Raw genomic sequence first — 24,899 nt, forward strand, 5'->3', positions numbered from 1 at the left:
CTCGCCGCGGACAGCCGCTGCCGCCCGCTGTGCTTCCACCTCACACCCGGCCAGGCCGGCGACGCACCAGCGTTCGAGCACGTCATGGCCACCCTGCGCGTTCCCAAGCCGATCGGGCGGCCGTGCACCCGGCCCCTCGTGGTTCTGGCGGACCGGGCCTATTCGTCGCGTGCCATCCGCGACCACCTGCGCCGGCGCGGGATCCGGGCAGTGATCCCGCAGCCCGCCGACCAGATCGCCAACCGCAAGCGCAAAGGCCGGCAAGGCGGTCGCCCGCCGGCCTTCGACCGCGAGGCCTACAAGCAGCGCAACACCGTCGAGCGCTGCATCAACCGCCTGAAGAACTGGCGCGGCCTGGCCACCCGCTACGAGAAGACGGCCACCGTCTTCCAGGCCGGCCTCCACATCGCGGGAATCTTCATCTGGTCCGCCCGCTGATCCAAAAGAAAGGACCTAACCGGCCCGCCCCACCCCGCCCACCCTCCCGGAAGGGCACCTCCATGCCCGAATCGCCCGTACCGCAGCAGCCCCCGCTCGCCGACGCCCTCATCGACGTCCTCGGCAACGCCCTGGCTGCCGCCCACTTCGCCGTCGCCGCCGCGTTCAACGCGCACGCCCGGGGCGACGTCACCCCCGCCGTCCCCGACGACTTCGACTGGCCCCAACTCGAAGCCTTCATCCACCAACTCGGCTACGAGGCCGACGAGTCCGACGCGGCCCTCAACCTGTACCGGCTCCTCACCGCCGCCCAGCGGATCGCCTACCGCGAGGGCGCCGGCCGCAACACCACCTGGCACCCCGCCCGCCTCAACCCCAGACCGCGGCCCGGGCCCGGAGCTCACCGGTGATCGATCCCAAGCGGTCGCGTGACGGGCCCGATCGGCCCGTGAGCCTCGGGTGCCGGCGTCGGCCGGCTACCCGGCCAGGGGCCAGCCGATGACCTGGTCGAGTTCGACTCCGCGGAGAACGGCCTTCTCCAGCCTGACGTCGGTGGCGTCGGTGAGCCCGTAGGGCGGAGTGCCGGTGAGGACCCGGCCGAGCCGGGCGCCGGTCAGGTCCGCTGCCCGGAGGTCGGCGCCGGTCAGGTCGCAGCCGGCCAGCATGACGCCCCTCATCGAGGCGCCGCTCAGATCGGCTCCGCGGAGATCGCACAGCTTGAAGTGGCAGCCGTCGAGCGTGGCGTGGCGGAGATCGGTCCCACGGAACGTGCACCGCGTGAACCACAGCGGCCGTAGCCGTACCGACGCGAGGTCCGCGCCGTCGAAGGACTCCCGCTGGAGGGTCGCGTACAGGCGGCGCGAGGCGAGCTCGTCCTTCGGCGTCATCGGTCGGCTCATGCGGGACATCGTGCCAGCCCGCAGCGGGGCACCTCGGCGGCGGGGCGTCCCGGCGCGCGGTCGCGGAATAGCCCGGGCGCGGCCGAGGCTGACCTGACCATGGGTGAGATTCTCGTGACCGGCGCGACCGGCAACGTGGGCCGGGAGGTCGTTGTCCAACTCCTGGCCAGGGGTGCCTCCGTGCGTGCACTGGCGCGTGATCCCGAAACGGCCGGGCTGCCGGCTGGAGCCGAGGTCGTGGGCGGGGACCTCTCCCGGCCGGACACGCTGGAGGAGGCGCTGGCCGGGACCGACACCGTGTTCCTGATCTGGCCGTTCCTCACGACCGAGGGCGCCCCCGCCGTACTGGAGGCGATCGCGCGGCACGCTCGCCACGTCGTCTATCTCTCGTCGTCGGGGGTGGACGACGACGCCGAGCGCCAGACCGACCCGATCAACCAGCTCCACGCCGACATGGAGCGCCTGGTCGAAGGAACCGGCCCGGCGTGGACCGTTCTGCGCTCGAACACCATCGCCTCCAACGCGCGGGGGTGGGCCGCGCAGATCCGCGCCACGGACGTCGTCCGCGGGCCTGACATCGCCGCCACAGCGGTGATCCACGAGCGCGACGTCGCGGCCGTGGCGGCGCACGCGCTCACCGACGACGGGCACGCGGGCCGGAAGCACGTCCTGACCGGTCCCCAGGTGCTCAGCAGGGCCGATCAGGTGCACGCGATCGGGGTGGCGATCGACCGCCCGACGCGTTTCGAGAAGGTCCCGGTGGAGGTCGCCCGTCGGCAGATGCTCGCCGACGGCAGGCCCCCCGCTCTCGTCGAGGCCCTGTTGGCCAGCGCCGAAACACGACCGGGATCGGACGTGATCACGTCGGCGGTGGAAGTGATCACCGGACGGCCGGCGCGCACGTTCCACTCGTGGGCGCAGGAGCACACGGACGGGTTCCGCTAGGACGGGATCCGCCCACGCAGGAACCGCCCACACGGGATCCGCCCCACGGTGATCGTGACCGCCGCCGTCCCGGCCGACTTCGCCGGGCGAAACCCCCGTGCCATTGGGAGCGGTGTCTCCTACGCTGCTCCGGCGTGAGCACATCGAACGCCATACCCGTCCTGCGAACCCCTGACCTGCGGAGCGCCTATCAGGCGGCCCAGCGGATCCTGGACCTCGCCATCCCCATGGACCGGTTCAACATCAGTGCGGAGGCACAGGCACGGACCCTGGCCGAGGCGCAGCGCATGGCCGCCGCCTTCCCGGACGCCAGGCTCTGTACCGAGGACCCGTACCGGCCCGAGTCCCACGACGACGTCCGGCGCATGGTGGTGGCGGGGGACGAGGGAGTGTCGGCGGCGCTCCCCGTCGTGCTCGTCATCGAGAACCAGCCGGTCGGGTCGATCGAGGAGAGGTTCCTCGACATGATCGGCTCCGGGCCCGCCTACGTCGACTGGGACTACTTCTCCTGGCCGGCCGTCCCGGAACTCGGCCTGGACGTCCGGAACAAGGACGCCTACGTCCAGATCGTCTTCAACTGCCACGGGGTGGGCCGCGAAGTCCCCGCAAGCGATCACACGGTGTACATCCACTTCCGGGAGGGTGACGTCGAACGCGCCGAGTGGCTGGCCCGGCAGGCGGGACTCCAGCCGATCGGGCCGGTGGAGTGCGGCTGGTAGCCGACGCGACGCCCCACCCGCCCGGATTCGCCCCACCCGCCCGGGACCGGCCCGGGCGTACCCCGGCCCCGGGCCTCACCCGGCCCGGGTGCCGGGTCCCGGTCGCCGGCGGGGCGCGGTCACGGCTCGTGCCCCATGCGGTCGGGACAACAGGCGGCCGACGCTGAACCCCTGGCCCGGCGGTCTGGGGATCAGGCCGCCGGACCCCAGTTGTCCACATCACAGGGGTTCACATGAAAACCACCCGGTCCGTTCCCACCGTTCCGCACGCCCGCAGCGCCTCCGTGGGCACCTCGCTGGTCGGCCTGCTGGAACAGCAGGTGCACGCGCGGCCCGAGGCCGTCGCGGTCGTCGACGAGGAGCGGAGCCTCACCAACCGGGAGCTGTCCGTCGAAGCCGGCCGGCTCGCCGCCCGTCTGCACCGCCTCGGGGCGGGCGCCGACGACTGCGTCGGCCTGTGCGTCGAACCGTCCGTCGACCTGATGGTCGGCGCCTGGGGCATCCTGCACGCCGGGGCCGGCTACCTGCCGCTCTCGCCGGACTACCCCGAGGACCGGCTGCGCTACATGATCGAGGACAGCCGCACCCGGGTCATCGTCACCCAGGACCACCTGCGGGACCGCCTGGCCGGCCTGGCCCCGCAGGGCACCCGGATCGTCACCGCCTCCGAGGCCCCGGCCGACGGCGCGCAGGCGCCTCCGGCCGGCCCCCGCCCGGAGGCCCTGGCGTACGTCATCTACACCTCCGGCAGCACCGGCCGCCCGAAGGGCGTGATGATCGAGCACCGCAGCGTCGTGTCCCAGCTGCGCTGGATGCACGCCACCGGCCACCTGGGCGCGGGCGTGGCGGTGCTGCAGAAGACGCCGATGAGTTTCGACGCGGCCCAGTGGGAGATCCTGGCCCCGGCGGCCGGGGCCCGGGTCGTCATGGGTGCGCCCGGCGTGTACCGGGACCCGGAGGCCCTGATCGCCACCGTCCGGCGGCACGGGGTGACGGCGCTGCAGTGCGTGCCGACCCTGCTCCAGGCGCTGCTGGACACCGAGGGGTTCGCCGGGTGCACCAGCCTCACCCGGGTGTTCTCCGGCGGCGAGGCGCTCTCGCAGCGGCTCGCCCGCTCGTTCTCCGGCCAACTGCCGTGGGCCTCGCTGGTCAACCTCTACGGGCCCACCGAGTGCACCATCAACGCGACCGCCCATGTGGTGGACCCGGAGGCGATCGGCGACGGCGCGGGCACCGTCCCGATCGGGCGACCGGTCGACAACACCCACTGCTTCATCCTGGACGGGGACCTGGCGCCGGTGGGCGTCGGGACGACCGGCGAGCTGTACATCGGCGGGGTCCAGCTGGCGCGCGGGTACCTGCACCGGCCCGAGCTGACCGTCGAGCGCTTCATCCCCTCCCCGTTCATCCCGACCGAGCGGCTCTACCGGACGGGCGACCTGACGTACTGGAACGAGGACGGCACCATCCAGTTCGCCGGCCGGGCCGACAACCAGGTCAAGCTCCGCGGTCACCGCGTGGAGCTGGACGAGATCGCCGTCGCCATCGAGGAGCACACCTGGGTCAGACGGGCGGCGGCGGTCGTCACCGACGACGAACGCACCGGCCACCAGAGCCTGGTGGCGTGCGTCGAGCTGAACCCCCGGGAGGCGGCCCTGATGGACCAGGGCAACCACGGCCGCCACCACCAGTCCAAGGCGAGCCGGCTCCAGGTGAAGGCCCAGCTGTCCGACCCGGGCCTGCGGGAAGCCGGGGAGTTGCGCGGGCGGCCGGTGGTGGAGCTGCCCGGCAAACGGGAGTCCGGCCTCCAGCGGCGCGAGACGTACGCCCGCAAGACCTACCGCTTCTACGAGGGAGGGCCCGTCACCCGGGACGATCTGCGCAGGCTGCTCGCCCCGCGCCCGGCCGACACCTACGCCCGCCGGCTCGACCGGCTGACCTTCCCCGAACTCGGCCGGATCCTGCGGTGGTTCGGACAGTTCCACAGTGAGGAGCGGCTGCTGCCCAAGTACGCGTACGCCTCGCCCGGCGCGCTGTACGCGACGCAGCTCTACCTGGAGACCGGCGGCCTGGACGGCCTCGACGCCGGCCTGTACTACTACCACCCGGTCGACCACACCCTGGTGCGGATCGGCCCGGCCGAGGAGCGCGCCGAGGCGTACCTCTCGGTGCACTTCTCCGGCAAGAGGAGGGCGATCGAGCCGGTCTACAGCAACAACATCCAGGAGGTCCTGGAGTTCGAGACCGGGCACATGCTGGGCGTCTTCGAGGAGGTGCTGCCGGCGTACGGCCTGGCCGTCCACCCGCTCGGCCTCGACACCTCCGTCAAGGACCGCCTGGACGTCGCGGAGGAGGACCACTACCTGGGCACCTTCGCGATCCGGGGCGGCGGCGCCGCGCCGCGGCCGGACACCGTCGAGCTGTTCGTCCAGGCCCACCCCGGCCGGGTCGAAGGCCTGCCGGCCGGCCAGTACCGCTACGTGAAGGGAGAGTTGGTGCACGTGTCGGACGAGCTGGTGCAGTCGCGGCACGTGATCGCGATCAACCAGGGCGCGTACGACCGGGCCGCCTTCGGCATCACCGCCGTCAGCCGGGCCGACCGGCCGTGGCTGGAGTACATCGACCTGGGCACCAAGCTGCACCACCTCCAGCGCAACGGCCTCGCCCTGGGGTTCATGTCCTCCGGCTACAGCTCCCGGACCGGCCATCCGCTGCCGGCCGCGCGGCGGATCGACGCGATCCTGGACGCCTGCGGCATAGCCACCGGGCCGTCGTACTTCTTCGTCGGCGGCAAGGTCAGCGAGGAGCAGATCCGCAGCGAGGGCATGCGCGAGGACGCCGTCCACATGAAGGGGCCGGCCGAGATCATCAAGGACGAACTGGCGACCTTCCTGCCCGAGTACATGCTCCCGAACCGGGTGCTGGTGCTGGACTCGCTGCCGCTGACGGCGAACGGGAAGGTCGACACCAAGGCCCTGGCCGGCTGCTCCGACGCCGTCGCCCGGGCGGGTGGCAGGAGCGCGTACGTGGCTCCCGCGACGCGCTACGAGCGGTGGCTCGCGCAGGCGTGGGGCAGGGCGCTGAAGTACGAGAACGAGAACGCCTCGCCGGCGCGGTCACCGGAGGGTGCGGTGGAGGGCTCGCCGGAGGGTGCGGCGGAGGGTTCGGCCGTGGTCTCGGTGGAGGACGAGTTCTTCGCCGCCGGCGGCAACTCACTGATCGCCGTGGCGCTGGTCAACCGGATCAACCGGGAGTTCGGCGCCCGGCTGCCGCTCCAGGTGGTGTTCGAACACCCCAAGCTGGCCGACCTGGCCGCGCGGATCGAGGGCGCCGTGGAGGGCGCCCGGGCGGGCGGCGACGGGGCCGGCGGGCCGAGCTCGCGGTTGGTGCCGCTGCACCCCGGCAGCGCGGACCGTCCGGTGTTCTGCTGGCCGGGCCTCGGCGGCTACCCGATGAACCTGCGCCTGCTGGGACGCGAGGCGGGCGACGGGCGCGCGTTCTACGGGATCCAGGCACACGGCATCAACGCCGGCGAGGAGCCGTACCCGACCATCCGGGAGATGGCCGCCGCCGACGTCGCCGAGATCCGGCGGGTGCAGCCCGAGGGGCCGTACACGCTCTGGGGCTACTCCTTCGGCGCCCGGGTCGCGTTCGAGGCGGCCTGGCAGTTGGAGAGCGCCGGGGAGCGGGTGACGGAGGTGCTGCTGATCTGCCCGGCCAACCCGAAGGTCCGCCAGGCCGACGGCCGGCGCTACGGGCGGGAGGCGTCGTACCGCAACCCGGCGTACCTGACGATCCTGTTCTCCGTCTTCGCCAGTGCCGTCAGGAGCCCCGAACTGGAGCGCTGCCTGGCCGAAGTGGAGGACGAGGACGGCTTCGTGGCCTTCGTCCATCGTCTCCTCCCGGAGCTGGACGAGGAGATGATCCGGCGGATCACCCGAATCGTGGGCGAGACCTACGAGTTCGAGTACACCTTCCGTGAGCTGGCCGAGCGGCGGCTGGACGCGCCGGTGACCGTCTTCAAGGCCTCGGGGGACGACTACTCGTTCATCGACGGGCACACCGGCTGGTCCGCGCGCCCGCCGACCGTGGTCGAACTGGCCGGAGACCACTACGGCGTGCTGAAGGAGCACGGCATCGGCGAACTGGCGGCGGCGATCCGCAACCGCTAGGCCTCCGCCGGTCCGGCAGAAGGGCGACGCCCTGCACCGCACGGTGCCGGTCGCCGCCCTTCTGCGTGAGGCCGCGGCCCGGCGAGGCCGGGGCGCGGCCCTTCCCGGGAGGTCTCCTGTCGGACGGGTGTGCCAGAGTCTGCGCATGCTTGAGATCGCGGTGAAGACGGAGAAGCCGGGCCGGCAGGTCCGCGTGACCGCCGAGGAGCTGGCCGGGCTGGTCCGGCGGCTCGACGGCAACGGTGACCGGTTCCTGGTGCTCCAGCGCGTCCCGGACCTTCCCGACGTCTTCGCCCAGGTCTGGGAGGAGGCCGACGGTGTCTTCACGCTGGAGCACCGCGACGGGGGCGCCGACCGGCACTTCGAGACCAGGGTCGAAGGCTCCGAGGCCGTGATCGCGGCGCTGACCGGCTGGGCCCGCCAGGAGGACGGCTGGGACACCGGCCTGGTCTGGTCGCCGCTGGACCTGGGCCCCACCCCTGAGGTGCCGCCGCTCGACCTGGACGAGGACGAGCGCGGGGAACTGGAGAAGAGCGTCCGCGAGATGCTGGCCGGTGGCTATGCCTCCCGTGACCAACTGGCCGAGCACGCCGAGGAGTACCTCGTCTCCGGCGACCGCCGGCCCGTCTCGCGCGAGCAGGCGCGGGTGCTGGCCGACCGGCTCTGGCTGGAGCGCGTCGCGGAACAGGCCGCCTGGCAGGGCGAGACCGACCCCGAGCGGCTCAGCCGCGCGTTCGCCGCCCTCCAGGAGGCCGGCATCACCGCCCGCGAGAACTTCACCTGCTGTCGCAGCTGTGGCGAGGCCGAGATCGGCGCCGAAGGCGGGCCCGACGCCCGCGGCTTCGTCTACTTCCACAGCCAGTGCACGGACTCCGCCGCGGCCGGCCACGGACTGATGCTGCTCTACGGGGGCTTCGACGGCTCGTCCGGGACCACCAGGGCCGTCGGCGAGGAGGTCGTGGCCGCCGTCGAAGCCGTCGGCCTCCGCACCGAGTGGGACCGCGACCCCGGCCGGGCCATCACCGTCACCCCGCTGGACTGGCGCCGGCGCCTGGTCGGTTAGCCGCACCGGGCCGGTTGCGCCGGCCGGGTGGCCCCGGAGCCGCAGCGGCCTGGTCGCGTTGGCCTGGGGCTCCGGTGAGTTGGAGCAGCCTGGGTCGCACCGCCTGGGTCGCACCGCCTGGCCACACCGCCCTGGTCGCGCCGCCCTGGTCCCACCGCCCTGGTCGCAGCGGCCGGCGAGGCCGGGGGCGCGGCCCACGCGGGGGAGGGCGTCCGGTCAGTGCCGCCCGGGCCCGGCCGACGAGCCTCCGGGGCCGGACACCCAGCGCGGATCCAACGCGACGGCCTTCACCCCTTCGAGGTCGAGCACCGGCTTGGTCCGGGTCCGCGGGCCCAGGTCGGAGGCCGCGTCGCAGGCGCCGGCCACCACCCGGCTGCCGTTCGGGCGCAGCGTGTCGACCGTGTTGCACCGGACCTCGCCGGTCGCGCCGGCCGACGCCTCGTAGGACTTCACGACGGTGCCGTCGGCCGTGGTCACCGTCTGGCACCCCACCGGCGCACGGTCGCAGTTCATGCGGTCCTTCACCTGGTCCGTCACCCCGCTCTGCACGGTGATCGTGACCAGCCCCTTGCCCCGGCCGTCGTCGAGCAGTGCGGTGGCGTACTCGGGGCCGTTCTCCGAGCCCCCGGTCGCCTTCCCCCGGCCGGAAAGCATCGTGACCAGCAGCGCCCGGAGGTCGGACGGCTTCGCAGCCGGGGGTGCGTCGGTGGCGGACGGGGCGCCGCTGGAGGGCGACGCGCCGGCGGAGGGCTGGGCGAGGGTGGAGGGCTGGGCGGGGGTGGAGGACTGGGCGGCCTGCTGCACCGGGGTCGGGGGCGTCCGGTCGGCGCCGTGCAACAGGGCGGCGCCGACGCCCAGGACCGCCACGAACGCCACCACACCCGTCAACCGCGCGGCCCGGGCCCGGCGGTGCCGGCGCTCGCCCCGCTCCGCCGACCGCAGCACCAGATCGTGCGGGGGCGGCGCGAACCGGGCCGCCGCGCGGTCCAGGCCGTGGGCCATGGCGCGTCCCAACTCATGTTCCAGCTTCTCGTCCGCGGACACGGGATGACTCCGTTCATCCAAGTTCATCCAAGGGGTACCGCCGCCTCGGCCCACCAGGGGCGGCGGCTCGGCAGGAGCGCGGGGCTAACCCGCCGACACGTCGGCCAGCTCGTCGCCGAGCAGCCCGCGCAGCCTGCGCAGCGCACGCAGGCTACGGGTGCGGACGGTCGTGGGAGGAATCTTGAGGATCTGCGCGGTCTCCTCGACCGACCGGTCCTCCCAGTAACGCAGCACCAGCACGGCCCGGTCGGCGGCGGACAGGCGCGCCAGCCCGTCCAGGAGCGTCAGCCGCAGGTCGGCCTGGTCGGCACGGGCCTCGGCCGTGTCGTCCAGCCGGTCGCTGACGCGCTCCCAGAAGCTCAGCCGCCGACGTTGCGCCAGGTACGTTCGGACCAGGACGGTGTGCGCGTAGGCCACCGGCGGCCGGTCGTGGTTGATCTTCCGCCAGGACCGGTACATCTTGGCGAGCGTCTCCTGCACCAGGTCCTCGGCCTGGTGCCAGTCCCCGGTGAGCAGGCACGCCGTGCGGAACAGCCGGCCGCCGGCGGCATGCGCGAACTCCAGGTAACCCGCAGGTGCTTCCCCCACCGAGACGTCCTTTCCTGCTTTCCTGTCGTCCCTCCTACATGCGGCCGCCCTCATCGCGCGTTTCCGGATGTGGCGCACGTCACTTCGGGGTTCCGGGTGGACTTCGGGGTTCCCGGCGGACTTCAGGAATCTCGGTGGACTTCGGGGTTCCCGGTGGGGAGGCGGTTGCCTCAGGGGCCGTCCATCCCCGGCAGCGTGTCCTGCTCCACCTCGTGGCGGGCCACGCGCTCGGACGGGTCCCGGCACTCCGGGCCGAGGCGCAGCATCCGGGACTCGGGATCGTGCAGCGGCCGGTGGCAGCGGCGGCAGGTGACCCGGGGGCGCAGCACCTCCGGCGCGTCGGTGCCGGGGAGTGGTTCGGGGGTGAGGCCGGTCGCGGGGCTGGTCGTGGGGCCGGCCGCGGGGTCGGCCGCCGGGGCGGTCGCCGGGCCGGGGTCGGGGGTGGTCATGGGCCGACGGTAGTGGGCGGGGGCGTGAAAGGATCTCCCCATGGCGAGTGAGCGCAGCAGTGCAGGAGACCCGGCGCGCACACTGGCGCTGCTCTGGGGCGTGTCGGCGGAGGAGAAGCCGGGTCGGCGGGGGCCACGACAGGCGAAGTCGCCGGCGGAGATCGCCGCCGTGGCGATCGCACTGGCCGATGCCGAGGGCGTGGATGCCGTGACCATGCGGCGCGTCGCCCAGGAGCTCGGCGTCTCCCCGATGGCGCTCTACACCTACGTGCCGGGCAAGGCCGAGCTGCTGGACCTGATGCTGGACACCGTCTACGCGACCATGCCGCGTACCGCCCCCGCCGACGAGGGCTGGCGCGCCCGGGTCACCGCCGTGGCCGACGACAACCGTGCGCTCCACCGGGCGCACCCCTGGGTGGCGGGCGTGTCCACCAGCCGTCCGCCGTTGGGGCCGGGGGTGATGGCCAAGTACGAGTACGAGCTGCGGGCCCTGGAGGGGACCGGCCTGCCGGACGTCGAGCTGGACTCGGCCCTCACCCACCTGCTGGGTTTCGTGCGGACCTGTGCCCTGATGGCGGCCGACGAGCGTGCCGCCGAGCAGGACAGCGCGATGAGCGATGCGCAGTGGTGGGCCGCCAATGCCGACCTGCTGGCCCGCGTGTTCGACCCCGAGCGCTACCCGGTCGCCGCTCGCGTCGGCGCCGCGGCCGGCGAGGCCCACGGCGGCGCCTACAGCCCGGATCACGCGTACGCGTTCGGCCTCGCCCGGGTGCTGGACGGCTTCGCGGCGCTGATCGCGGCGCGGGGCGAATAAGTCGACCGGTCTGCATATTTCTGTGTGCGGTGTGCCCGCTGGGCCTGCGGCGTGGGCTGTGCCTGGGGCGTGGGCTGGTGCCCGGCGCGCGAGCCCGCTGCGTGCGTCCGCGGCGCGAGTGAATCTGTAGACCGATCGGTATATGCAGACCGGTCTACATAGGTAGACCGGTCTGCATAAAACGCCTGCTCGCCCGCTCGTCCGGCCGCTCGTCCGAACTCCCGGGGCCGACCTCCCGCGCGGCGCCTTCCGCGGTGCCTCCCGAGGGGCGTCCCGTCGGCGGCCTGCCCCGCCCGGTCGCCCGCGGGGCGCCTCCTCAGCGGCCCGGCCGGGCGTCGTACTCGGCGCGGGCCGTCAGCACGGCGGGCACGCGCGCCTCGGACCAGTGGGCGAGTGCGGCGACCAGCTGCGCGGCCTCCCGGCCCAGCGGGGTGAGGCTGTAGTCGACCCGGGGCGGGATGACCGGATGGGCCTCGCGCAGCACGAAGCCGTCGCGCTCCAGGGTCTGGAGGGTCTGCGCGAGCATCTTCTCGCTCACCCCCGCGACCCTGCGTCGCAGCTCGCTGAAGCGGTAGCCGCGCTCGTTCAGCGCCCCGAGCACCAGGACGCCCCAGCGGGTGGTGACGTGTTCCAGTACCCCGCGCGAGGGGCACATGCGGTCGAAGACGTCCGGCGGGGGCAGTTCGCCGACGGGCTTGGCCTTGCTCATTACCTCCATGTCAGTACCCTACTTTGAAGTGCGTACTTTCGGATAGTTAGTGCTGTCCCTAGGGTTAGTTGCGAGGTCAACAAGGACACCAACCACGAGGGAGCACACCATGTACGTCGTCACCGGAGCCACTGGACAGCTCGGCCGCCTGGTCGTCGAGGGCCTGCTGGCCAAGGTCCCCGCGGGCGAGGTGGCGGTCGCCGTCCGCTCCGCCGCGAAGGCCGCCGACCTGGCCGCCCGAGGCGTGACCGTTCGCGAGGTCGACTACGACCGCCCGGAGAGCCTGGCCGGTGCCTTCGCTGCGGGTGACCGCGTGCTGCTGATCTCGGGCAGCGAGGTCGGCCGCCGGATCCCGCAGCACACCGCGGTGGTCGAGGCGGCACGTGCCGCCGGGGTCGCGCTGCTCGCGTACACCAGCGCGCCGGGTGCGGCCACGTTCCGGCTCGCGGACGAGCACAAGGCGACCGAGGCGGCGATCCGCGAGTCCGGCGTCCCCTACTCCTTCCTCCGCAACGGCTGGTACACCGAGAACTACCTGGGCGACGCCGCCGGCACGGTGGCCCGCGGCGTCGTGATCGGCAGTGCGGGCGAGGGCCGGGTGGCCAGTGCCCCGCGCAGCGACTACGCCGACGCCGCGGTCGCGGTGCTGCTCGGCGAGGGCGACGTGAGCGGTCACGCGGACACCGTGTACGAGCTGAGCGGCGACGCCGCGTGGAGCCTGCCGGAGCTGGCCGCCGAGCTGGCGCGGGTCTCGGGCCGGCCGGTCGAGCACCGCGAGGTGACCCCGGCCGAGCACCGCGAGGTGCTGGTCGGCGCGGGCCTGCCGGAGGCCTTCGCCGAGGCCCTGGTGGACGTGGACGCGGGCATCGCGCGCGGCGAGCTGGCCGGCACCCCCGGCGACCTGGCCCGGCTGATCGGCCGTCCGACCGGCCCGCTGGCCGAGAGCGTGCGCGCCGCGCTGAGCGCCTGAGGGCCCCGGACCGCCCGTCCCGGCGGCTCCCGGTCCGCCCGTTCCGCGGTCCCCGGTCCGCCCCTGTCATGACCAAAAACCGAATACGGAGATGACATCCTGCCCTTCGCCCGCTACCGTCGCCTCGACACACGTGCGCGCGGAGGGCAGGCCGTCAATGCCAGAGACAACCCAGCAGGAGGCCGGCAGAGGGCTCTGGTTCGGCATGGCCGCGTACGGGATCTGGGGGCTCTTCCCCCTGTTCTGGCCGCTGCTGGAGCCCGGCGCCGCCGACGACATCCTGGCCAACCGGATGGTCTGGTCGCTGGTCTCCGTGGCGCTGCTGCTGCTGGTCCAGCGGCACTGGGGCTGGATACGCCCGCTGCTGCGCCAGCCGCGCCGCCTCGCGATGCTGGGCGGGGCCGCCGCCGTGATCTCGGTCAACTGGGGCGTCTACATCTGGGGCGTCAACGCCGGGCACGTCGTGGAGACCAGCCTCGGCTACTTCATCAACCCGCTGGTCACCATCGGGTTCGGCGTGCTGATGCTGAAGGAGCGGCTGCGGCCCGCGCAGTGGGCGGCCGTCGGGGTCGGAGCCCTCGCCGTGGTGGTGCTGACGGTCGGGTACGGCCGGCTGCCGTGGATCGCGCTGACCCTGGCGTTCTCCTTCGCCACCTACGGGCTGCTGAAGAAGAAGGTCGGGCTGAGCGGGCTGGAGAGCCTGGCGGCCGAGAGCGCCTTCATGTTCCCCTTCGCCCTCGGCTACCTGATCTACCTGGAGGTCAGCGGCCGCGGCACCTTCGGGCACACCGTGGCCGGTTCGTACGGCTGGGGGCACTCGGGGCTGCTGATGCTCAGCGGGGTGATCACCGCGATCCCGCTGCTCTTCTTCGGCGCGGCGGCCGTCCGGGTGCCGCTCACCGTGCTCGGGCTGCTGCAGTACCTGGCGCCGGTGTTCCAGTTCCTGATCGGCGTCGCGGTCTTCCACGAGTCCATGCCGCCCGCCCGCTGGGCCGGCTTCGCCCTGGTCTGGGCGGCGCTGGCGCTGCTCACCTGGGACGCGCTGCGCCGGGTACGGGCCGACCGCGTGGAGCGGGCGGCCGCCCTGGCCCGGACGGCCCCGGCCGACGCCACGGCCCCGGCCGACGCCACGGCCCCGGCCGACGCCACGGCCCCGGCCGAAGCCACCGCCACCGCCCGCTGACACCGGCGCGCCGGTGCCGCCCCGGCGGCGACTGCCGACTGCCGACTGCCCGCCCGCCGACCGGCCGGTGACACCCCGTCGCCCGCCGGCCGGTGGCACCCTGCCGACCGGTGGTGGGCCCTCAGGCCGTGATGTCCCGGCTCGTGAAACGGGACCACGCCGCCGAACCGAAGACCGCGACGTACGCACCCTGGAGCCCCAGGTTCTTCAGCACGTTGTCCCAGTACATCGGTTCGCGCAGCAGGTCCCCGAAGCTCAGCCAGTGGTGGGCGAAGAGGAACGGCTGGATCGCGTGCAGCTGCGGGAAGCTGTCCAGGATCTGGACGGTGATCACCAGGCCGACGGTGGCGGCCATCGCCGCGATGCCGCTGCCGGTGAGCGTCGAGATGAAGAGCCCGATCGCGACCAGCCCGGCCAGCGAGGCGGCCACCACGACGGCGACCAGCACCGCCCGCAGCAGGGCCGGGCCGACCCCGATGGTCTCCCCGGAGACCAGCGTGACCTCTCCCATCGGGAACAGCGCCGCGCCGGTGGCCAGCGCCGCCAGGGCGACGGTCAGGGTCGCGGCCAGGCAGAACGCCAGCCCGGCGGTGAACTTGGCGGCCAGCAGCCTGGTCCGCCCGGCCGGTGCGACCAGCAGGTAGCGCAGCGTTCCGCCGGCCGACTCGCCGGCCACCGAGTCCCCGGCGACCACGCCGACGGTCATCGGAAGGAAGACCGGCAGCGACACCGCGAGCGCGGTGAAGACCAGGAACAGGCCGTTCTGCGTCACCTGGGCGATGAACGCCGGGCCCTCGCCCCTGCTCGGGCCGTCCGTCTCGATCTTGACGACCACGCCGATCAGGACCGGCAGCACGGCCAGGATGCCGAGCAGCACCATGGTCCGCACCCGGCGGAAGGTCAGCAGCAGTTCGCTGCGGAACAGCGCGAGGAACCCGGCCGCCGTCTGCGGCCGGCGCCCGGCCGCCCGGGGGGTCACCACCCCCGTCGCCTCAGCCTGCGACATCGAATCCCTCCCCGGTCAGCGCCACGAAGGCGTCCTCCAACGTGCCCCGTTCCACACCGAAGCCGTGCACCCGCACCCCGGCCGCGACCAGTGCCGCACAGATCCCGGGCAGGACGTCGTCGGCCGGCGCGTCCAGCCCGCCGTCCACCCGGCCTTCGCCCTTCTGCAGTCCGGCGACGTGGTGTGCGGCCAGCACCTCGGCGGCCTGCGCCACGTCCGGTGTGCGGACCACCAGCCGGCCCTGCGCCCGGGCGGCCAGTTCGGCGACGGTGCCCTGCACCAGCAGCCGGCCGCGCGACATCACCGCGGCGTGGGTGCAGACCTGCTCGATCTCGTCCAGCAGGTGCGAGGAGAGGAAGACCGTCGTGCCCTCGGCCGCGACCTCCCGGACGAGGGCCCGGATCTCCCGCATGCCCTGCGGGTCGAGGCCGTTGGTCGGCTCGTCGAGCACCAGCAGCTCGCGGGGCTGGAGCAGCGCCGAGGCGAGTCCGAGCCGCTGCTTCATGCCCAGCGAGTAGGCCCGGGCCTTCTTGCCCGCGGCGGCCGTCAGGCCGACCCGCTCCAGGGCCTCGGCCACCCGTTGCCGGCGGGTGCGCGGGTCGGCGGTCGGATCGGCCGCGTCGAACCGGGCCAGGTTGTCCCGGCCGGAGAGGAAGCCGTACAGCGCAGGGCCCTCGATCAGCGCGCCGACCCGGGGCAGCACCGTGCCGACGGACTGCGGCATCGGTTCGCCGAGCACGGTGGCCACGCCCGCGGTGGGCGCGATCAGACCCATCAGCATCCGGATGGTGGTGGTCTTGCCGGAGCCGTTGGGGCCGAGGAAGCCGAAGACCGAGCCCCGCGGGACCGTCAGGTCCAGCCCGTCCACGGCGAGCTGGCCGCCGCGGAACCGCTTGGTCAGGCCACTGGTCCTGATCACGTAGTCGGACCCGGAGACCGGCCCACCGGCCGAGCCGGCCGAGCCGGACGCGGTGGACGCGGCGGAGGCGGCAGAAGTGGAGGAAACGGCAGAAGCGGAGGAAACGGCGGAGGCGGAGGAGGCGCTGGAGGCGGAGGGAGCGGAGGAGACGGCGGGAGCATCGGGAACGGCCACGGGGGCCGGGCGCGCAGCCGCGCCCCGGCCCCCGGCCGGCTCCGTAACGTCCCCCGTTACAGGAGCCTGGGTCACTTACTTCACCCCGGCCGCACTCTGCAGCACCGGCAGCGTCACCGCGCCCGCGAAGACCCGGCCGTCGTCGGTGACCAGCACGTTCAGCACCTTGGTGCTGATCAGCGAGCCGCCCTCGACCGGCTTGCCGAGCGACTTCACCAGCGCCAGCGGGTTCTGCACCCGGGCCTCGCCGCCCTTGCCGTGCCTGCCCTTCGCGCCCTCGGCCGGGACGGAGACGTCGCCGGTGGGCAGCTTGCCGCTCAGCACGGCCGTCCAGCCGTCGCCGACCACGTTCAGCCCGGCGGCGGCCTTCTCCGCCTCCTCCCGGGACGGGGCCTTCCCGGCGTCGCCAGCCTTCTGCTCCGTCACCTTGGCGCCCTTGGGCACCGCGAAGTCGAAGGTCTTGGCGGCCGGCTTGGCGAACGACACCTCGGTGAAGTGGACGTCGAACACCTTGCCGCCGTCGGTGCCCTTGACCAGCACCGCGAGCGGCACGCCGTTGTCGGCGGCCACCGCGATCCGCACCTCGCCGATGGTCGAGCCGGACCGGGTGGGCTTCAGGCTGAGCTGGTACGCCTTCTGCCCGGCGACGGTCGCCGTGCCGTCCACGGTGACGGTGGTGCTGCCCGCGCCCGCCGCGAGGAACTGGCGGGCGGCCTCCTGCGGGGTGGCCGGCACCTGGGTCAGCGGCGGCTTGCCGCCGTGCCCGTCACCGCCGAGCCCGTCGGGACGGGAGCCCTGCGGGGCCGTCAGGTGGACGGCCTCGTTGCTGGTGCTGTCCCAGGCCCAGACCTGGTCGCCGTTGTGGACCAGCTCGTACCCGGCCAGCTGCTGGATCAGGCCGATCCGCTGGCGGTCGGGGCCGTCCACGGCGACCCGCAGGGTGTGCTCGCCGCCGAGCAGCTGCGTCAGCTTGGCCTCCGGCGAGGCCGCGGACGGCTTCGAGCCGCCGGTACCGCCCGAGCCGACCCCTCCGCCACCGGCCGTGAGGCCGGCGCCGGCCCCGAGGAGCTCGCTCGGCACCCCGAGGTCCGCGGAGACCGAGACCGTGCCCGAGAGCGTCTGCGCCTGCGAGCCGAGCGCCTTCGCCACCACCTGTTCCGCCGTCAGCGCCGGCAGGTCCGGCGGGGAGTCGGCCGCGAGCGCCGGCACCAGGCCCACGCCCGCGGCGATCACCGCCGCCACCGCCACCGGCACCGCCACCCGCACCGCGGTGCGCCGCCCGGCCCGGTACGGCACCGCGGCGCCCTCCCCGTCGCGCTCGGCCGCCCTGTCGTCCGTCATGAGTGTCCTACCCCTCCGTAGCCGTGACCGACTTCCTCTGCACCTCCATTACACGGCGCCGGGCGGCCGGGGTCATCGCCCTCCAGGGCCAGATAGGGGTCGCCCTCCGGGCGCAGCCGACCCTGATGCGTCCTCAGGGTTGTCTCCTCCGGATGTACGAGAACTGGCGTAGGGTCGCGCCATGGATGCAACCAACACCCCGACTGCGAACGCGATGCGGCGCGCCCTGCGCCGTGCCCGGGACGGTGTCGCGCTGGACGCGGCCGAGGCGGCGGTCCTGCTCCAAGCCAGGGGCGACGACCTCCTGGACCTCTGTTCGAGCGCGGCCCGGGTGCGCGACGCGGGCCTGGAGGCGGCGGGCCGGGCCGGTGTCATCACCTACTCCAAGAGCGTCTTCATCCCGCTCACCCGGCTCTGCCGCGACAAGTGCCACTACTGCACCTTCGCCACCGTCCCCGGCAAGCTGCGCCGGGCCGGGCACGGGATGTTCATGTCCCCGGACGAGGTGCTGGACGTGGCCCGGCGCGGGGCCGAACTCGGCTGCAAGGAAGCCCTGATCACCCTCGGTGACAAGCCGGAGGACCGCTGGCCCGAGGCCCGCGAGTGGCTGGACGCGCACGGCTACGACGACACCATCGCGTACGTCCGGGCGATGTCGATCCGCATCCTGGAGGAGACCGGCCTGCTGCCGCACCTCAACCCCGGGGTGCTGAGCTGGACGGACTTCCAGCGGCTCAAGCCGGTCTCGGCGTCCATGGGAATGATGCTGGAGACCACCGCCACCCGTCTGTGGAGCGAGCCCGGCGGCCCGCACCACGGCTCGCCCGACAAGGAGCCGGCCGTCAGGCTGCGGGTGCTGGAGGACGCCGGGCGCAGCTCCGTCCCCTTCACCAGCGGGCTGCTGATCGGCATCGGCGAGACCTACGAGGAGCGCGCGGAGTCGCTGTTCGCGCTGCGCCGGATCTCCCGGGCCTACCACGGCATCCAGGAGCTGATCCTGCAGAACTTCCGCGCCAAGCCGGACACGGCGATGCGCGGCATGCCGGACGCGGAGCTGGACGAGCTGGTCGCCACCGTCGCCGTGGCCCGGCACATCATGGGCCCGTCGGCCTGTCTCCAGGCGCCGCCGAACCTGGTGGACGGCGAGTACCGGCGGCTGATCGGCGCCGGCATCGACGACTGGGGCGGGGTCTCGCCGCTGACGCCCGACCACGTGAACCCCGAGCGCCCCTGGCCGCAGATCGACCGGCTGGCGGAGCAGTCGGCGGCGGCCGGTTTCGAGCTGCGCGAGCGCCTCGCCGTCTACCCCGAGTACGTCCGCAACGGCGAGCCCTGGCTGGACCCGCGGGTGCTGCCGCACGTCCGCGCGCTGTCCGACCCGGAGACCGGCCTGGCCCGCCCGGACGCGGTCGTCCGGGGGCTCCCCTGGCAGGAGCCGGAGGACCTCCCGGCCTCGTACGGGCGGACCGACCTGCACACCGCCATCGACTCCGAGGGCCGCACCGGCGACCGCCGGGCCGACTTCGAGGACGTCTACGGCGACTGGGAGGTGCTGCGCGAGCAGGTGCTCGCCAAGGGCGCGCCCGAGCGGCTGGCCGGCGACCTGCGGGAGGCCCTGGCGGTGGCCGCCGACGACCCGGTGAGGCTGACCGACGACCAGGCGCTGGCCCTGTTCCACGCGGACGGCCCGGCGCTGGACGCGCTCTGCCGGATCGCCGACGACGTGCGCCGCTCGGCGGTCGGCGACGACGTCACCTACTGCGTCACCCGGAACATCAACTTCACCAACGTCTGCTACACCGGCTGCCGGTTCTGCGCGTTCGCCCAGCGCCGCACCGACGCGGACGCGTACACCCTCTCGCTGGAGCAGGTGGCCGACCGGGCCGCGCAGGCCTGGGAGGTCGGCGCCACCGAGGTCTGCATGCAGGGCGGCATCCACCCGGACCTCCCCGGCACCGCCTACTTCGACATCGCGCGGGCGGTGAAGGAGCGGGTTCCCGGCATCCACGTGCACGCCTTCTCGCCGATGGAGGTCGTCAACGGGGCTACCCGGACCGGGCTCTCCATCCGCGACTGGCTCCAGGAGGCCAAGGCGTCCGGCCTGGACACCATTCCGGGCACCGCCGCCGAGATCCTGGACGACGACGTCCGCTGGGTGCTCACCAAGGGCAAGCTGCCGGCCGCCACCTGGGTCGAGGTGGTCACCACCGCGCACGAGCTGGGCATCCGCTCCTCGTCCACCATGATGTACGGGCACGTGGACACCCCGGCGCACTGGCTCGGGCACCTGCGGCTGCTCGCCGGGATCCAGCAACGGACCGGCGGCTTCACCGAGTTCGTGACGCTGCCGTTCATCCACACCAACGCGCCGGTCTACCTGGCCGGCATCTCCCGGCCCGGGCCGACCGCCCGGGACAACCGCGCGGTGGTGGCGATGGCCCGGCTGCTGCTGCACCCGCACATCCCCAACATCCAGACCAGCTGGGTGAAGCTGGGGGCCGAGGGCGCGGCCGAGATGCTCCGCTCGGGCGCCAACGACCTGGGCGGCACGCTGATGGAGGAGACCATCTCGCGGATGGCCGGTTCGGCGTACGGGAGTTACAAGTCCGTCCGGGACCTCCAGGCGATCGCCGAGGCGGCGGGCCGGCCGCACCGGCAGCGCACCACCACCTACGGCGAGGTCCCCGCCGAGCGGCAGGCCGCGGCCCTGGCCTCGGACGGACACCTGCCGGAGCTGCTGCCGGTGCTCGACTGAACCGAGGGCCGGCCCGGCGGGCGGTCCCGGAACCGGACCGCCGGAACCGGCGTCCCTGTCGTGGCGGTCCGGGCCTCGGGCCGCCACGACGATCGGGGGACGCGGTGGGGACGGCAGCGGTCAGAGGCGGCAACGGCCGGTGGGGCGTGCTCGCGGCGGTGGTGGTCGCCGGGGTGCTGGGCTGGGGCTTCGCGGCGTACGCGGGGGACGTCTACCACCGTGAGATCGGGGGACCGCTCCAGCACTGCGCCAAGGTGGGGAGCCTGGCCGGGCCGGCGGTCGCCGCGGCGGTGATGGCGCCCCTGCTGAGCGCCGCGGGCGCGGTCGCGGCCGGGTGGGTCGCGGTGCGGTCCTCGCGGAGTCCGCTCCTGCTGGTCGCCGGGGGCGTACTGGCCGTGGCCGCCGGGCTGTTCGCCGTCGGCGAGGTGTTCAACGCCGTGGACGTGCTGTCCGGCCCCCACACCTGGGGCAACACCTGCGAGTGACGGCCCGGCTGTCCCGCTCGGGCAGCCCCTCTTCGACGGCCTCGGCCCGTCGGCCCGCTTCGGCGGCCCCTCGCGCCGGTCAGGGCGAGTGCGGTGGCCAGGCGGGTGCGGGAGATGGTCATGGCCCCGGACGGTGGGGAGTGCGGGGTGGTGGTCCGGGGCGGGCGCGTGGCGCGGCAGCAACATTCTGTTGAAGACTGGTGTTCCGGGGAACCCCTCGACTTGTTCAGCCATTCGAATACAGTGCGAGGGCGCGCGACCGGCTTCCGTCGCGCCGCCGCTCCCCGGACGAAAGGCGCCCCGTCGTGATGCCACTCTGGTCACGCGCACAGCAGCAGGACTTCCGCAGCCGGGTGCGGGGCTGTCTGCTCGGCGGCGCGATCGGTGACGCGCTCGGCGCGGGCATCGAGTTCGAGTCGCTGGAGAAGATCCGGGCGGTGCACGGCCCGCAGGGCGTCACCGGCTACGTCCCCGCGTACGGGCGACTCGGCGCGGTCACCGACGACACCCAGATGGTGCTCTTCACCGTCGACGGGCTGATCCGCGCCCACATCCGCCGGGACACCGGCAGCTGGCACCCGCCCACCGACCTCCACCTCGCCTACCTGCGCTGGTCCGCCACCCAGCGGGACTGGGGTCCGGACGAGCGGCGGGCCGACCTCGGCTGGCTCGGCCGCGAGGAGTGGCTGTACGCCCAGCGCGCCCCCGGCCAGGCCTGCCTCTCCGGCCTCTCCGGGCCGGACGCCGAGCGCCTCGGCACCCTGGACGCGCCCAAGAACCCGCACTCCAAGGGCTGCGGCACGGTGATGCGGGCCGCGCCGTTCGGGCTGCTCACCACCTGGGAGCCGAGCCTGGTGTTCCAGCTGGCGGTGGAGTGCTCGGTGCTGACCCACGGCCACCCCACCGGCTACCTCTCGGCCGGCGCGCTGGCGGTGATCGTCCAGACCGCGGCCCGCGGCGGGACCCTGGAGGAGGGCGTCCACCTGGCGTTGGCACTGCTCTCCGAGCGGCCGGCGCACGAGGAGACCACGGCGGCGCTGCGGGCGGCGCTGGACGCGGTCCGGGCCGGGGAGCCGTCCGCGGAGCGGGTCGAGGCGCTGGGGGAGGGCTGGGTCGCCGAGGAGGCGCTGGCGATCGGGCTCTACTGCGCGCTGGTCGCCCACGACATCCGCTCGGGCCTGCTGCTGGCGGTGAACCACTCGGGGGACAGCGACTCCACCGGCGCGATCTGCGGCAACCTGCTCGGGGTGCTGCACGGGGACACCGCGCTGCCGCCCGGCCTGGTGGCCGGTCTGGAGGGGCGCGGGGCGCTGCTGGAGCTGGCCGACGACTTCGTCCTGGAGCTGATGCACGGGTCCGAGCTGCACGGCCCGGACACCGCGGAGGGCGCCGCCTGGTCCGCGCGCTACCCCGTGCTGCGCTGATCGTCCGGCCGCCTGGGCCGCACTGGTCGCCCGAGCTGCACTGGTCGCCTCGGCCGCACTGGCTTCCTCGAACGCCCCGGGTGCGTCGAGTGTCCCGGACGCGCGGCTGCCCGTGGTGGTGTCCGCCGCCGGGGGAGGCGACGGGCTCCGCCACGGGCAGCCGGTCGAGAACGGTGGACGCGGATCAGAGGTCGCCGAACGCCCCTGCTCCGGCGGCGGACGCGAACGCCGTCCAGGCCTCGGCGGAGAAGTGCAGCTGAGGGCCCTGCGGATCCTTGGAGTCCCGGACCGCCACAGCGTCCGCGGCCGGCGTGGCGATCTCCACACAGGCGCCGTTGCCGCCACTGTGACTGCTCTTGCGCCAGGCGGTCCCGTTCTCGAAGGTGGTGCTCATGCGTGGTATCCCTCTTCAATGTTGGCTATCAGTGACCGGCTCTCGGCCACCCCGAGCGCAGCCGCCCGCAGGTGGTCGTAAAGACTGGTATAGCGGCGCACGTCCGCGTCCTTCTCCAGGTAGAGATCGCTCGTCACCCCTTCGAAGTAGACAACCGTGGAATCGGCTGACTCCGGGAACTCCAGCAGGGAGAATGTCCCGGTCATACCGGGGTGGGCGCCGTGCTCGAAGGGGATCACCTGGATGGTGATGTTGGGGCGCTGGCTCAGCTCCAGCATGTGCTTCAGCTGATCGGCCATCACGGCCTTGCTGCCGACCTCGCGGCGCAGCACCGCCTCGTCTATGACGGTCCAGAGGCTGCCGAGCTGGTTCTCGCCGTTGACGCGGTCCTGGCGCTTCATCCGGACCTGCACCCGGCGCTGGACGGCGAGCGCGTCGGTGTCCGGCTGGGTGCCCTCGACCACGGCCTGGGCGTACTGCTCGGTCTGGAGCAGGCCGGGGACGAACGAGGACTCGTAGGCGCGGATCGAGGAGGCCTCGGCCTCCAGGCCGATGTAGACGCTGTAGGGGGTGGGCATGTCGTTGAAGTCGTGCCACCAGCCGCGCTGCCGCGACTCCCGGGCCATCTCCATCAGGCTGGCGCGCATCGCCTCGTCGGTCACGTTGTAGACGTCGCAGAGGTCGCGGACGTCGCGCTGGCTGATGCTGCGGCGTCCGTTCTCCAGCCGGCTGATCTTCGACTGGGAGACCATCAGCCGGCCGGCCACCTCCTCCGCCGTCATGGCCAGGCCCTCGCGCAGCTTGCGCAGTTCGGAGCCCAGGCGCCTGCGACGGACGGTGGGATTGATGTTCGCGGACACGTCGACCTCCGGCCGGACCTCTGGTGATCGTTGGAACGGCAGTCCTCGGAACACTGTGGAAATTGGGACCAACCCCCCTGACTTGGAGCAGCATGTCACCTTGGATCAGGTCGGCGCCGGGTAATCGCAGGAGCGCAGTAGAACAGATCATCGGAAAAGCGCTTCGGCGAGACAGCGGGCACCCACGAGTGGTAAGGCGGCTCTGCGGCTCGATCCGGTACTTCTGCGGTGGTGGTGCGGGCGCCGCCGACGCCCGCACAAGTGCTGGTGGCACGTGCCGGGGCGGTCCGGTCCCGGCTCCGTGGAGCGGTCCGGCCGGACTCCGGGGACGGCGGAGGGGCGGCCGCCCGGCGACTTCCGTCGCGGGCGACCGCCCCTCCGTGCTGCTGGTTGCTCGCCGCCGGGTGGCGGCGTGAGCGGTGCGGCGAGCGCCGTGCCGCGTGCTGCCGTGCCGTGCCGTGCGTGCTGCGGTGCCGTGGTGCGGGCCCGGCCTGTGGCACGGGCCCTGCGGTGCGTGCCCTGCGGTGCGGGTCCAGCTGTGCGGACCCAGCCGTGCGTGTCATGCGGTGCGGGCCCAGCCGTGCGTGTCATGTGGTGCGGATCCTGCTGTGCAGGACCCGGGCGCGGGTCCTGCGGTGTCGCCCGTTCGTTCCGGTCGGTGTCAGCGCACGCCCACGCGGGGCGCCACGACCCGGCCGGCGGCCCCGCCGCGGCCCGACGCCCGCTGACCGGGGCGGCCTGCGGCGGCAGGGGTGCCGCTGCCTCCCTGGGGTGAACGGTTCTGCTGCGACGGAAGGCCGTTCTGCACGTCCATCACGGCGTGCGCGACCATCCCGCCGAGCGGGTCGTACCGGATCAGGTCGCGCAGTCGCGACCGTGAGGACCGGCCCTCGTTGCCCGGGTACAGATGCTTGCCCAGGCCCACCGAGTGGGCCAGGGCGGCGAGCGCCGCGGTCCGCGGGTCCGGCGGCACGCCGGTGCGGATCGCGGTGTCCAGCCGCTGTTTGATCGCGGCGTTGGTGCAGTCGTCGGACGCCTGGTAGCGCGTCGTCGGCAGCACCCCGCACACCTGGCCCGGCACGGCCGTGACCATGCCGCACCTCTCCAGGTGCGCCAGATAGGTCTGCCGCAGCCCCAGCCGGGGCCCGCCGATCCAGTGCGCGGCACGGACCGGACTGCCGCGTCGGCGCAGCAACTCCAGTGCGTGGTCCAGTGTCGGGTCGCCGGTCGGCCTTGGCAGCACGACGGCGATCCGGTCGCCCTCCGGGACGATCCGTCCGGCCAGGGACAGCTCGACGAGCTGCGCCCCGGCAAGTCCGAGGTCGAGGGTCTGCGGCTGCGCCGTGGTACCCGTGGTCGGGTCCAAGGCGAGCAGCAAGAGTTCCTCGGGAATAGTTCTGCGGCTCTTGCCCATCCAAGCCTCCCCGCGTGGATGGGAAACAGCGTGACGCCTCTCACACGGGCTTGTCGAGTACGCCTCCGAATCGTGACCTTGCGTACGAGGCGGGGAACCGGCGGCGCCAGGCCCGGCGTCTGACCGGTGAACGG

The 24,899-nt window shown here is 73.5% G+C and carries 23 protein-coding genes; 12 read left to right on the plus strand and 11 right to left on the minus strand.

Annotation, left to right across the window (positions count from 1 at the left end):
- Together J5Y04_RS17785 and J5Y04_RS17790 are read left to right on the plus strand one after the other, a co-directional pair.
- Nucleotides 1-438: IS5 family transposase (locus J5Y04_RS17785; RefSeq protein ID WP_209413011.1), on the plus strand; the 438-nt coding region annotated here is incomplete at its 5' end.
- Between the two features lie 62 nt (nucleotides 439-500).
- Nucleotides 501-848: a hypothetical protein gene (locus J5Y04_RS17790; RefSeq protein ID WP_209413012.1), complete on the plus strand. Its 348-nt coding sequence runs from the start codon at nucleotides 501-503 to the stop codon at nucleotides 846-848.
- A 66-nt stretch (nucleotides 849-914) separates the two neighbouring features.
- Here J5Y04_RS17790 and J5Y04_RS17795 read toward each other — a convergent pair whose 3' ends face one another.
- Complete coding sequence (locus J5Y04_RS17795) at nucleotides 915-1,337, minus strand: pentapeptide repeat-containing protein (RefSeq protein ID WP_245204958.1); 423 nt, start codon at nucleotides 1,335-1,337, stop codon at nucleotides 915-917.
- 99 nt (nucleotides 1,338-1,436) lie between these two features.
- Between J5Y04_RS17795 and J5Y04_RS17800 the strand changes: the two genes are divergently transcribed.
- The 4 genes from J5Y04_RS17800 to J5Y04_RS17815 all read left to right on the plus strand — a co-directional run bounded on the left by J5Y04_RS17800 (nucleotide 1,437) and on the right by J5Y04_RS17815 (nucleotide 8,236).
- Nucleotides 1,437-2,282, plus strand: coding sequence for an NAD(P)H-binding protein (locus J5Y04_RS17800; RefSeq protein WP_209413014.1), 846 nt, complete (start codon nucleotides 1,437-1,439; stop codon nucleotides 2,280-2,282).
- Nucleotides 2,283-2,416: 134 nt separating this feature from the next.
- Entirely contained in the window at nucleotides 2,417-3,001 is a 585-nt protein-coding gene (locus tag J5Y04_RS17805; RefSeq protein WP_209413015.1) for a hypothetical protein, read from the plus strand.
- 233 nt (nucleotides 3,002-3,234) lie between these two features.
- Nucleotides 3,235-7,173 (plus strand): amino acid adenylation domain-containing protein, encoded by a 3,939-nt coding sequence (locus J5Y04_RS17810; RefSeq protein ID WP_209413016.1) that lies wholly within the window; start codon nucleotides 3,235-3,237, stop codon nucleotides 7,171-7,173.
- 145 nt (nucleotides 7,174-7,318) lie between these two features.
- Entirely contained in the window at nucleotides 7,319-8,236 is a 918-nt protein-coding gene (locus J5Y04_RS17815) for a hypothetical protein (protein ID WP_209413017.1), read from the plus strand.
- A 216-nt stretch (nucleotides 8,237-8,452) separates the two neighbouring features.
- Here J5Y04_RS17815 and J5Y04_RS17820 read toward each other — a convergent pair whose 3' ends face one another.
- From J5Y04_RS17820 to J5Y04_RS17830, 3 genes are all read right to left on the minus strand, one after another.
- Nucleotides 8,453-9,280 carry a hypothetical protein gene (locus tag J5Y04_RS17820; RefSeq protein ID WP_209413018.1) on the minus strand — a complete coding sequence of 276 codons (828 nt, stop codon included), beginning with the start codon at nucleotides 9,278-9,280 and terminating at the stop codon, nucleotides 8,453-8,455.
- A gap of 84 nt (nucleotides 9,281-9,364) precedes the next feature.
- Nucleotides 9,365-9,868: a SigE family RNA polymerase sigma factor gene (locus J5Y04_RS17825; RefSeq protein WP_307853165.1), complete on the minus strand. Its 504-nt coding sequence runs from the start codon at nucleotides 9,866-9,868 to the stop codon at nucleotides 9,365-9,367.
- A 170-nt stretch (nucleotides 9,869-10,038) separates the two neighbouring features.
- Nucleotides 10,039-10,317, minus strand: a complete 279-nt coding sequence (locus J5Y04_RS17830; protein WP_209413087.1) for a DUF6011 domain-containing protein — start codon at nucleotides 10,315-10,317, stop codon at nucleotides 10,039-10,041.
- Between the two features lie 40 nt (nucleotides 10,318-10,357).
- On the opposite strand from J5Y04_RS17830, the gene J5Y04_RS17835 reads away from it, so the two are divergent.
- On the plus strand, nucleotides 10,358-11,131 hold the full coding sequence (locus J5Y04_RS17835; protein WP_209413019.1) for a TetR/AcrR family transcriptional regulator: 774 nt from the start codon (nucleotides 10,358-10,360) through the stop codon (nucleotides 11,129-11,131).
- Between the two features lie 316 nt (nucleotides 11,132-11,447).
- On the opposite strand, the gene J5Y04_RS17840 is transcribed toward J5Y04_RS17835, so the two are convergent.
- On the minus strand, nucleotides 11,448-11,840 hold the full coding sequence (locus J5Y04_RS17840; RefSeq protein WP_209413079.1) for a helix-turn-helix domain-containing protein: 393 nt from the start codon (nucleotides 11,838-11,840) through the stop codon (nucleotides 11,448-11,450).
- A gap of 109 nt (nucleotides 11,841-11,949) precedes the next feature.
- Between J5Y04_RS17840 and J5Y04_RS17845 the strand changes: the two genes are divergently transcribed.
- Together J5Y04_RS17845 and rarD are read left to right on the plus strand one after the other, a co-directional pair.
- Nucleotides 11,950-12,810: an SDR family oxidoreductase gene (locus J5Y04_RS17845; RefSeq protein WP_209413020.1), complete on the plus strand. Its 861-nt coding sequence runs from the start codon at nucleotides 11,950-11,952 to the stop codon at nucleotides 12,808-12,810.
- 157 nt (nucleotides 12,811-12,967) lie between these two features.
- Complete coding sequence (rarD, locus tag J5Y04_RS17850) at nucleotides 12,968-13,993, plus strand: EamA family transporter RarD (protein WP_209413021.1); 1,026 nt, start codon at nucleotides 12,968-12,970, stop codon at nucleotides 13,991-13,993.
- A 121-nt stretch (nucleotides 13,994-14,114) separates the two neighbouring features.
- On the opposite strand, the gene J5Y04_RS17855 is transcribed toward rarD, so the two are convergent.
- From J5Y04_RS17855 to J5Y04_RS17865, 3 genes are all read right to left on the minus strand, one after another.
- Nucleotides 14,115-14,999 carry an ABC transporter permease gene (locus tag J5Y04_RS17855; protein ID WP_209413022.1) on the minus strand — a complete coding sequence of 295 codons (885 nt, stop codon included), beginning with the start codon at nucleotides 14,997-14,999 and terminating at the stop codon, nucleotides 14,115-14,117.
- The gene (locus tag J5Y04_RS17860) at nucleotides 14,986-15,918 is read right to left on the minus strand and encodes an ABC transporter ATP-binding protein (RefSeq protein ID WP_307853166.1); all 933 of its coding nucleotides are present in this window, start codon (nucleotides 15,916-15,918) and stop codon (nucleotides 14,986-14,988) included. Before J5Y04_RS17860 ends, J5Y04_RS17855 begins: the two co-directional genes overlap by 14 nt.
- A 249-nt stretch (nucleotides 15,919-16,167) precedes the next feature.
- Nucleotides 16,168-17,433, minus strand: a complete 1,266-nt coding sequence (locus J5Y04_RS17865; RefSeq protein WP_209413024.1) for a DUF2092 domain-containing protein — start codon at nucleotides 17,431-17,433, stop codon at nucleotides 16,168-16,170.
- Nucleotides 17,434-17,614: 181 nt separating this feature from the next.
- Here J5Y04_RS17865 and J5Y04_RS17875 point away from each other — a divergent pair, with 181 nt between their 5' ends.
- The 3 genes from J5Y04_RS17875 to J5Y04_RS17885 all read left to right on the plus strand — a co-directional run bounded on the left by J5Y04_RS17875 (nucleotide 17,615) and on the right by J5Y04_RS17885 (nucleotide 22,097).
- A complete protein-coding gene (locus J5Y04_RS17875; protein ID WP_209413025.1) occupies nucleotides 17,615-20,188 on the plus strand; it encodes a bifunctional FO biosynthesis protein CofGH in 2,574 nt (857 codons plus the stop codon).
- A gap of 104 nt (nucleotides 20,189-20,292) precedes the next feature.
- Nucleotides 20,293-20,673 carry a hypothetical protein gene (locus J5Y04_RS17880; protein WP_209413026.1) on the plus strand — a complete coding sequence of 127 codons (381 nt, stop codon included), beginning with the start codon at nucleotides 20,293-20,295 and terminating at the stop codon, nucleotides 20,671-20,673.
- A gap of 308 nt (nucleotides 20,674-20,981) precedes the next feature.
- Complete coding sequence (locus J5Y04_RS17885; protein WP_209413027.1) at nucleotides 20,982-22,097, plus strand: ADP-ribosylglycohydrolase family protein; 1,116 nt, start codon at nucleotides 20,982-20,984, stop codon at nucleotides 22,095-22,097.
- A 184-nt stretch (nucleotides 22,098-22,281) separates the two neighbouring features.
- Here J5Y04_RS17885 and J5Y04_RS17890 read toward each other — a convergent pair whose 3' ends face one another.
- The 3 genes from J5Y04_RS17890 to J5Y04_RS17900 all read right to left on the minus strand — a co-directional run bounded on the left by J5Y04_RS17890 (nucleotide 22,282) and on the right by J5Y04_RS17900 (nucleotide 24,765).
- The gene (locus J5Y04_RS17890; protein WP_148643230.1) at nucleotides 22,282-22,491 is read right to left on the minus strand and encodes a DUF397 domain-containing protein; all 210 of its coding nucleotides are present in this window, start codon (nucleotides 22,489-22,491) and stop codon (nucleotides 22,282-22,284) included.
- On the minus strand, nucleotides 22,488-23,351 hold the full coding sequence (locus J5Y04_RS17895; protein ID WP_148643229.1) for a helix-turn-helix transcriptional regulator: 864 nt from the start codon (nucleotides 23,349-23,351) through the stop codon (nucleotides 22,488-22,490). The genes J5Y04_RS17890 and J5Y04_RS17895 overlap by 4 nt, the downstream gene beginning before the upstream one ends.
- Before the next feature lie 661 nt (nucleotides 23,352-24,012).
- Nucleotides 24,013-24,765 (minus strand): GPP34 family phosphoprotein, encoded by a 753-nt coding sequence (locus J5Y04_RS17900; RefSeq protein ID WP_148643228.1) that lies wholly within the window; start codon nucleotides 24,763-24,765, stop codon nucleotides 24,013-24,015.
- Nucleotides 24,766-24,899: the final 134 nt, after the last annotated feature.

The organism is Kitasatospora sp. RG8 (genome assembly GCF_017813315.1).
Taxonomy (GTDB): Bacteria; Actinomycetota; Actinomycetes; order Streptomycetales; family Streptomycetaceae; genus Kitasatospora.